Annotated in this window: 3 protein-coding genes; 2 read left to right on the plus strand and 1 reads right to left on the minus strand. The window is 38.1% G+C overall.

Annotation, left to right across the window (positions count from 1 at the left end; all coding sequences use genetic code 11):
- Window positions 1–51 precede the first annotated feature (51 nt).
- Window positions 52–276, minus strand: a complete 225-nt coding sequence (locus ABFQ95_05505; protein ID MEN8236980.1) for a type II toxin-antitoxin system PrlF family antitoxin — start codon at window positions 274–276, stop codon at window positions 52–54.
- 272 nt (window positions 277–548) lie between these two features.
- On the opposite strand from ABFQ95_05505, the gene ABFQ95_05510 reads away from it, so the two are divergent.
- Both ABFQ95_05510 and ABFQ95_05515 read left to right on the plus strand, forming a co-directional pair.
- On the plus strand, window positions 549–5,300 hold the full coding sequence (locus tag ABFQ95_05510; protein MEN8236981.1) for a hypothetical protein: 4,752 nt from the start codon (window positions 549–551) through the stop codon (window positions 5,298–5,300).
- Between the two features lie 6 nt (window positions 5,301–5,306).
- On the plus strand, window positions 5,307–10,088 hold the full coding sequence (locus ABFQ95_05515) for a hypothetical protein (protein ID MEN8236982.1): 4,782 nt from the start codon (window positions 5,307–5,309) through the stop codon (window positions 10,086–10,088).
- The last annotated feature ends 81 nt before the right edge of the window (window positions 10,089–10,169 follow it).

Below are 10,169 nucleotides of genomic sequence, written 5' to 3' on the forward strand. Positions count from 1 at the left end.
CTAGTTTTTTTATCCGTAAAGGGAAATGGTACGACGACAATGTCATATTGGTCAAAGATCACTGTATGCCTCATTATCTAGATCAGAACCCCACTCACCTAGAGTTTCTTCGAGTGCATGGGCAAGTTCAAGATCAAGGGGAATGATTTTTTTCAATACCACTTGATCATCAATAATTTCAAATCCTACACGATCTCCGCGATGAAGGGACAAAAAATCCCTAACATCCTGAGGGATTGTTGTTTGATATTTTTGAGTTAGTTTCGAATAGAGCATTTACCTTAACCTTTGGTATTACCGTAATACCGTATTGTACCCTGTTTTCATAAGCTCTGTCAATTAAGACTTTATTTCATCCAGGGTTGTTCAGTGAAAATGTGCTATACCGAAGTGAAATCAAAACCTCAGTTTCCTTACACTCAGGTTAACATAAATCTCTACAAGAGATCTTAACTTCGTGTTAACCCGTTTTTGGCAACCTGGGGCATAATTTGCATGAAAAAGCTTAGGGCATGCACAAAATACAATGGGTTGTGAAGGATTTACGTATGAAGAAAGCTACACAAAGGCAAAAAACTCTTATACGTAAGCTCAGTCACCTGCATTTGTGGTTGCTGTTGTGCATTTTTTTAATTCACAATGTTTATGCTTCAGAAAAGCAGGATGCTAGCCCAGAGCCGTCACTGAAGCTATCTCTACCTTTACCTGATAAGCAGCACACCTCAGGGATGCAAAGATCAAAAAGTCAATCCGATCGTCCTAAGTCAGACTTTGATCAACTCAGAAAAAATCAACCGAACACTTCAGAAGAAGCTGTGCCAAATCCTTTCCCAGTTGAAGTTTTGGAAGATCTTTTCCAAGAAAAGAAATTTATCACTTTAACTTTAGAAAGATCTAAAAATCATAAGATTATTAAGGATTTTTTATCAAAAGACACTCTATTGTTGGATGTTTGCGGAGAAGAATTCAAGAGTTTCCATCTGAAAAACAAACTTTCTGCCAAGGACTATTATTATTTCTTTTTGTCCTATTTTGACCAATCGAAGGAAGAGCGTCTGTTTGAGTTTGATGGTCATGCCATCGAATTTACAAAAATAGGTTCTGAGCTTTACAGCAAATTTGCTGAAAAAGTTATTGGATCTGAACAAGAAGAGCGCACGATTGATCTTGATCGAAGAGTTGCTGATTGGCTTGTCTATGAGATGGCTCTCTACATATCTCGTTTTTTAAAAGATCAATTGGCTTGCTCATTGCAATTTCCAGAAATCCGAAAGAACCCAGGGGGTATTTTTTTGCCGCCTCCCTCACTATTTGATTCTATCTTACAACTTTGTCGCCAACCACAATTTTTGGAAAATGAATTTTCAATTGCATTGGAAAAGAATCAATACGGTAGAGCATTACAATTGCAAAAATACTTGATAAACAAAGAAGAATATAATCAATTAAATGATAGTTCAACAGAAAGTAGTTCAGAACAGATACGTTTGGGCAGTCGTCATACTCCCTTGCAACGAGCCCGGCAGGAACTGGAAGCCCAAGTTGAAGACAGCACTTTATCTTCAAAGCAAGAAACTGAATTGCGCGATCAAATCGCTCAAGAAGGGTTACGGCAGTTTGAGATTTCTAGTCAATTAGAGTTACCCCCATGGCTGCAACACACGCGGGAGCAATTACAGCAACGAATTCTGGTCCATGCAGAAATGATCAAAACCAGTTTGAAAGCCGCTCATTTTTACGAAAAGAAAAATAACCTGGACAAGCTTTTACTCCATTGCTCTAATATTATTAAATTTTTAGAAATATTAGACAATAAAGAAAAGTTGATAATTTTTGATGAATTATTTCGTTTTTTTGAAAAGAGGCGGAACCACAATGATGCCTATTTAAAAATGCAACAGAGTGTTTTAAGTCAGTTTGCTCTTCTGACAGCAGATCAATTCTCAAGTAAAAATTGTCAAACCCTTGCTCAAGCAAGTTATCATATAGCTATGAGAGAACAAGATTTGGAATTTCTCAAGCAGGCCATCTTTTATGTGCAGAAATGGCAACAATCTCTCCAGTTAATAACTTATATTCCTCTGGCAGAAATGCACGGCTTAGCTTATCAATTAAGCCAGAGCGATGAAAAAAAGCAATATTTTCTACAACAAGTTATGTATCATCTAGATGCTTTACTAAATTCTAAACAAGAAAAAGGCATTTATGCAGATGCGATGAGTGTTGTTGTGCCTATGGGTGAGTACATTCACAGTATCTTCCTTGAGAAACTATATAGGAAATTTTCTGATCATGAAGAGATGTGCGAATTATTCCCTATCTACTATAAAAGTGAATGCAGAATTATGGCCCGGGGTTGTTTGCAACGTGCTCTGATTCTCGAGGGCCTGCAACTGAAACAAGAACTACTGAATCGTTGTATTGAATGTTGTAATGTACTCTTTAACCGACAAGAAGCGGGCCAACAAGCTGAAAATCGAGAAAGCTTTAAGGACCTAGAAAACACATTTATCGATGCCCATACAGAATTGGTATTGCTGGGCATGGAGACTGGTACAGGTATGCGCTCTTTAAAGAGCGCTCTTGAAAAAATAGAAAAACAATTTAAGGCTGAGGATGCAGGAAATATTATTGCTCTCCATAAAAAATATGTCGCGCTTTCAGGGCTGCAATGGGAGGCAACTGTTGAAGATAGTTCCGTAAAAGAAGAAATATATCAGAAGATAGATAGGGTATATAAGGAACTTATCATCGCTGACTGGGGAAATATTGATAGTAACGTTATAGAATTTTGTTCGGCATATGTGGCAGGTAAATTGGGGCACTACGCGCAAAAACATTCCCAGGCTGTCGAATTTTTTGTAAAAAGCTGCCAGCACTATGAAAAAGCAATAAAAGATACAGATAATCCAGATGTTTATGATAAAAGAGCCAGAGCCTACTCGTATTATTGGCTAGCATGCCTGACTGAGGATAGTAAATATTTTGAAAAAACAGCTAATTATTTCCGGGAATACCTTCCAGAATCTAAAACAATAGCTAAAGAATTTGCAAAAAAGTCTGAACAGGAAAAGGTTCAGTACATTTTAGACTACATGCGATTAGAAGAAACTCAGATATCCTTGAGTATTAGAGGAAAAAAATTAGATCAAATACAACAATGCATTAAGGTTATGGTTCGTTTATGTGGGAAATCTCAAAAGATTTTAACTGACTTCGTGCCATTTTACTCACTTTCTGCAAACAAACTTAAATGGACGATACCGGAAGATGGAATGGCTGATGTTAATAAAATTGAATACTGTAAACTACTTTTCAATTACTGCCTAACCTATGGCAATGTCCTCGTGCCAGAGGATCGGTGGAACAGTCAAATCTGGAGCTACCTGCAGGAAGAAGAGCAGATTGAGCAGTTACATAATGCCAATGTCATGCTGCCATTCTTCTTGCGCCAACCTTTTGAAAATGATGCAAAGCCACAAGATGTAGTCTGGGAGCTTTATCTTCGCCAAATTTTTGATGCCTATCAAGGGAAGCTGTTTTGCTATCACAAACTACAGGAAATGTCTAAGCTTGGAAACACTGATTCAGCAGAAAAAATGATTCAAGATTTCTATGTGAAAATGGAAGCAGTAAAAAATGGTTTATCGCCAAAATATACAAAAGTATTAAACGATTATTGTTACAAAATTAGTAATTACGATCTATCCCCATTAAAGATGCGTTTGGATTTTTTTAATGTTTACCTTAATGGGATTGATTGTTATTTTACAAATGAATTATTTTATGATGAACCACTTGACGACGAACCAGATGTTGATGAGAGGCAAAGTACACAGAGTGCGGAAGGGAATATGCAAGAAATTCTGGAAAAACAGCGTAATACATGGTTGTCCAGAGAAGCCACAACCGGAGATAACGTCGCTCGTAAAATGCAAGCCTTGATGTTTTGGAGATTTTATGATGAGAAGCTAACGCCAGATTGTTTTGCAGAAAATTTGAGGCTCATATGGGAACAGCTTAAACCGTACTTTGGTAAAACCTCAGCTGAGGTACAGATTACCGATCAATACGTACAGATTTTACAGGCGACTTTGAACCTTTTTTTGCAAGAAGAGACCGTCAAAGACAATTTGGTATTCTTTGAAATACTAGATCTAATTATTGAAAAGGTAACCGATAATTATTGGGTATATCCAGATGCTGACCTTTCAAAAACCGCGGAAGAGTTTGCAAAGAAGTGGAAAACTCTCCACATTGCAGATCCTTTTTATCAAGAAAATATGGAGATCGCATTTGCTTTGTTTCTCGAATATAGCATGAAGTTTTACGTTGCATACTTAAAAGCCAAACAAAAATTTGACTATGACTCTGCAATATTGTTGTCACGCTTTGTTCGCGCTAGTGAATTACTACATCATGCAGCAGAAAAGAGTAATTCCAGGGGTATTTTCCAAACACTTGTAAAGCAAAAATTTATTCCCAGCTATATTCGCCATGAGTTATGTTGTCTGGAAAATCGATATATTACAAGTAAAGAAGATAAATTAAAACTAAATTTTTCTAATAAAAAAAATAAATCACCAACAAAGATGAGCGCAATTCCTGTCATTTTTCAGTCAGATACTGAAAAGACTATTGAATTGGTTCTTGACAATATTACTGCAAGCATTTGCAATCCCGCGAGTCAAACGACGGGTGATAAGTTGACCCAATATATACAATTTTTCAACAACCACCTTAGACAAAACGCAGATTTAGGAAATGCACGTATTCAGTTCCTGTCGGTTGCTTGTATAGGATTAACAGCCAGTCAGCAGAGAGAACCTCATGATCGGATCGCTAGACAATTGCTACAACTTGCAGACTTGGCCTATCAAATTGCTTTGAAAGAATCGCAGTCCTCCCTTTCTCCTTCGGAGAAACTGACGTTAGAGGAGGATACAGGAGGTAAGCAGATTATTTTAAATGCAAATCATAGAGAAAATCTTATCAAACAGTATCGATTAATCCGTTGCACAAACCCAAAGCTTTATTTTGCCCCGAGCAACGACATTTTTCAGTTGTTTCTCAACGATGGTTTGCAAATTTATGCGTCACTGCTGCTACCAGTTGCCGGCAAGACACCCAAGCTGCCCAAGTCGGTGGATATACTGCCAAAATTTGCTCAGGTCTTTATACAAAATCAGGGGCAGATTTCAGATCAGACCCGGGAACTGCTTGCGAAAGTTGCACTTATAAAGTCGATAAAACCACTGCAACAAAGGTGTCTCAACCAATTGCTTGAGCATGAGTCTTAAATATCTATGGCTAACACTGTTGCCTATGCTAAAGCTGACCTCAAATGCACGCTTGTATGTATGCTGTTGTGTGTTTTTGCCTTATGTAGTGTTTATGCCACGGATACACCAAGTTTTAAACCAGCAAGGCTAAAAAGATCCATTTCACAGGATAGAACAACGCGAAATATTGATTCCAAAGGAGGGGTCAATTCTCTGGTTTCTCCTCGGCATCGTCGCAGATCTGGGGGTACCAATATAGTATTTAAGAAGAAAAAAAAGGAAAGACCTTTGGATACAAAGGTAGTCATTAGAAAACCATCCAAGAAACCTCCTTCCAGAAGCCGAAGATTCACATTCAGCGTTATAAAATCAGACCTGGCTGAAGTTAGAAAAAAGCGAGCAAACACTTTGGAAGCAGCTGTGCCTAATCCTTTCCCAGTTGAGGTTTTGGAAGAGCTTTTCCAAGAAAGGAAGTTTATCGCTTTAACTTTAGAAAGATATAAAAATCATAAGATTATCAAGGATTTTTTATCAAAAGACACGCTATTACTGGATATTTGCGGAGAAGAATTTAAAAATTTCCATCTAGGAAACAAATTTTCTGCCAAGGACTATTATTATTTCTTTTTGTCCTACTTTGATCAACCGAAGGAAGAGCGTCTGCTTGAGTTTGATGGTTGTGCAGGCAAATTTACAAAGGTAGGGGCTGAGCTTTATAAGGCCTATGCTGCAAAACTTGCTGATTTTGAACAAGAAGAAACTACGATTGACCTAGATTGCAGAGTTGCTGATTGGCTTGTCTATGAGATGGCTCTGCATATATCGTGTTTTTTAAAAGATCAGTTGGCTTGCTCTGTACAATTGCCAGAAGGTCGCAATAATCCAGAGGGGCTTTTTCTGCCGCCTGCCTCCTTATTTGATTCTGTCCGACAATTTTGTCACCAACCACAATTTTTGGAAAATGAGTTTTCAAGGGCACTGGAAAAGAGGCAATATGGCAGGGCATTACAATTGCAGGAATACTTGACGAGCAAGGCAGAATACAACCAAGAAACAGACACAGTCATACTTCCTCCCTTACAAAGAGCACAACAAAAACTGGATAGCCAAGTTGCAAGCGGTACATTATCTCCAAAACAAGAGGGTGCACTGCGGGATAAAATAGCAGCAGAAGCGATCCGGCAGTTTAAAAATTACAATCAATTAGCGCTGCCCCTGTGGCTGCAACACACGAAAGGGCAGCTGCAGCACTGGGTTTTGCTTCGTGAAGGAAATATCAAAGCCGGTTTGCAAGCTGCTCATCGCTATAGGAAAGAGAATAACCTCAGCAATGTTTGGTCCCATTGCGCTAAAGTTATAGGATTTTTAGAAACTATAGACGATAAAGAAAAATTTATACTTCTTCAGGAATTATTACCTTTCTTTAAACAAAACAGCAAGGAGAGCGAGTACTTAAGGTTACAGCAGATCGTTTTGCATCAGGTTGCCTTTTTTACTGCCGATAAATTTTCCAAGCAAAACTGCCACATACTTAGTCAAGCTATTTATCATCTGGTGGAGCGAGAACAAAGCTTGGATTTGCTCAAGCAGGGTATCTTTTATGAGCAACGCTACCAGATGTCTGGCAAGAGAAAATCTCACCTTTGCCTGGCCAAAATGCACGGCTTAGCCTATCAATTAAGTCAGAATAGTGAAGAAAAGCAATATTTTCTACAGCAAACTATGCACCATGTGAATGCCTTGTTTACTCTGGAAGGTGAGCAAAACAACGGCTTTTGGGTGGAGGTTATGGAAATCGTTGTCCCTCTGGGTGAATATGTTTACAGCATATTTCTAGAAAAATTACATACGCTGTTTCCTGCCAGCGAAGCTATGCGCGAGATCTTGCCCAATTATGATGCAAGCGAGGGCATAATTACAGCGCGGGGCTGTTTGCAACGTGCTTTGCTTCTCAAAGAACCTGCTTTGAAAAAGCGGTTATTGGAGCTTTGTATTTCCTGCTGTAATCAATTGTCCACTTTAGAAAACTTTAAGGATCTAGAATATACCTTTGTCGATGCCCATACAGAATTGGCGCTGCTTGAAATTGATTCTGGCAGGGGCGTAAAATCTCTCAATACAGCCATTAAAAGCATGGAAAATCAAAGTGGAAAACATAACAGTCTTGTCTTTTATAAAAAATATGTCACTCTTTTGTCCTTGCAATGGGAAGTAGCGCAGACCGGGATAGATGATCACCAGGCTGGCGCTTTCATAGAAGAAGCATATAAAAAAATAAGCCATGTCTATGATACACTCCCCCAAATACAGTTGCTCGATAGCAATAATAGCTCTAGAGAATTTTGTCTTGCATATGTGGCAGAAAAATTGGGGCACCATACTCAAGAACGTTCTAAAGCGGCCGGATTTTTTCTCAAAAGCTGCCAGCATTACGAAAATGCCATAGATAATATGTATTCTGCTCCAAGTATTTATGAAGAAAGAAGTAGGGCTTACTCGTATTATTGGTTGGCACGCTTGGATAAAAACCAAGAATTTTTTAAGAAAGCAATTAAGTATTTTAAAGGTTATCTTACAAATTACAAAATAGAGGAGCTTAAAATAAAGTCCGAACAAGAAAAAATTCAGTGCCTTTTAGATTGTATGCGATTAGAAGAGGCCCAGCTATCCTGGATGGTTGCAGCAGAAAAAGTAGATTCACGCAGGTTAGTGCAAATACAAAATTACCGCAACGCTATTATACTTTTGTATGAAGAGAATAAAAAATTCTTGGCTGCTCTTGTGCCATTTTACTCAAACATCGCGCATCAATTTAAAAAAGGAATGATAACAAGTCTATGGCAAGATGTAAATAAAATTGAAGATTACAAGCTGCTTCTTTATTACTGCCTTAAGTATAGCAGCATGATTATTCCAGATGAACGCTGGGACAGCAAAATTTGGACGTATTTGTGTGAAGAAGAGCAAGTTGAGCAGTGGCGTCATGCCAATGCTATGTTGCCAATTGCCTTGCGCCAAGCATTTGCCGCAGATGCAGGGCCGCAAGATATGATCTGGAAGCTGCATCTTCGACCAATATTCGATGCATACCAAGAGATATTATTTTGTTATCAAAAATTGCAGAAAGTATCTCGAAAAATTAGTACTGATTCGATACAAAAAATAATCAAAAGTTTTTATTCCAGATCCCAAGAAATAATAGACCACCTATCGCTGGAATATCAAAAATACTTAAGAAAAAAATACTATGATATTAGCCAGTATGTTTTTCTTCCTTTGATTATTCGTTTAGATTTTCTCAATATTTATCTGAAAAAAACCGTGGATGAATTATTTCTAGCAGAACGCAACGCTTGGTTACATAGAGAGTTTGGAATTGCAGCAAACCTGCCTGCCAAAATGCAAGCTTTGATGTTTTGCTGGCTTTATGATGAGGCTCTAACGGATGCTAATTTTAGCGAGAACTTAAAAAATATATGGGAGCAGCTTAAACCAGAAATTAGCAAAATATCAGCATCACCTCAGATTACCGGTCAATACATACAAGTCTTACAGGCTGCGTTGCAGCTTTTTTCACGAAATGTTGCCAAAGTTACCCCAGAACTGTTTGAAATATTGGATGAACTTATTGAAAAAGTAACTGACAATTACTGGAGTCAGTTAAATCCTCAATCTGCAAAAACAAGAGAATTTTTTATAGAAACTTGGAAATATCTTCACATAACGGATTATCTCTATCAAGAAAATACAGAATCAACATTCGTCTTGTTTCTTGAAAGTGTCATGAAGTTTTATATTGCGCATTCTAATAACAAAACTCAATTTGATCATGGTTTTGCATGCTTGTTGGTAAAATTTGTCTTGGCTAATGATTGGTTGCAACAGCAAGCAACAAACAAACATTGTGCTCGGGAGTTGTTTTTAAAGCTCATCGGGCACGAGAAACTTCCCTTATACATCCAGTCTCAGTTATGCCATTTAATTAATCTGCATATCGTAGACAAGAAAAATAAATTAGAACCTAAATTTTCTGAAGTATTTGACAGGCCCTTAGAAGATACTACAGTGCCTTATCTATATTCCCGTCCTCCAGAAAATCTTGCTGAACTGATGCTTAACAAAATAACGGCGAACATCTGGAAATACAAAGATGGTAATTCATTTGAATTTATCGACTGTATTGAGTGTTTCCAAAGAATTAAATTATTGCCGGAACTACAAAACGTACGATTACAGTTTGTGTCCGTTGCGAGCATAAGCTTGGCTGCTAGCCAGCAACGAAAAGATCATGACCAGACTGCTGTGGAATTGCTATATCTAGCAGACCTGGCACATCAGATTTTCCTAAAAGATCTTCTGTTTCCATCTGTTGCAGGGGATGATGAAGCTACGCTCAATGAGGATACAGATGGCATATCATTGGTCTTGGATGATTCCTATAAAAGAGAGCTCATCGGGCAGTATCGATTGACCCATTGCACAAATCCAAACCTTTATTTTGCACCTGATGCAGAAATTTTTCAGTTGTTTCTCAATGATGGTTTGCAAATTTATGCATCCTTGCTGATGCCAGTTGTTAAAAAACCAGAAAAATCAAGAAATACCATTGATCGTTTGACCCCAGAATCATCTGATTATAAACCAACGGATATTCTACCAAAATTTGCGCAGATTTTTACACAAAATCAGGGGCAAATTTCAGACCAGACTCGAGCATTGCTTGAGAAAGTTGCCCGGATTAAGTCAATCGAGGACCACCAAAGAGCAAGTATCAATGAATTGCTTTTGCAAGAGGATAGAGGTTGAGATCAGGGATGTTCAGTAAAACCAACGCGGCCGTCATCCTGAACGCTGATTTTCCGAACGTGTGACTGTAAGTCGCGCGAA

The sequence above is a fragment of the Pseudomonadota bacterium genome (genome assembly GCA_039714795.1).
Taxonomy (GTDB): Bacteria; Pseudomonadota; Alphaproteobacteria; order JAGOMX01; family JAGOMX01; genus JBDLIP01.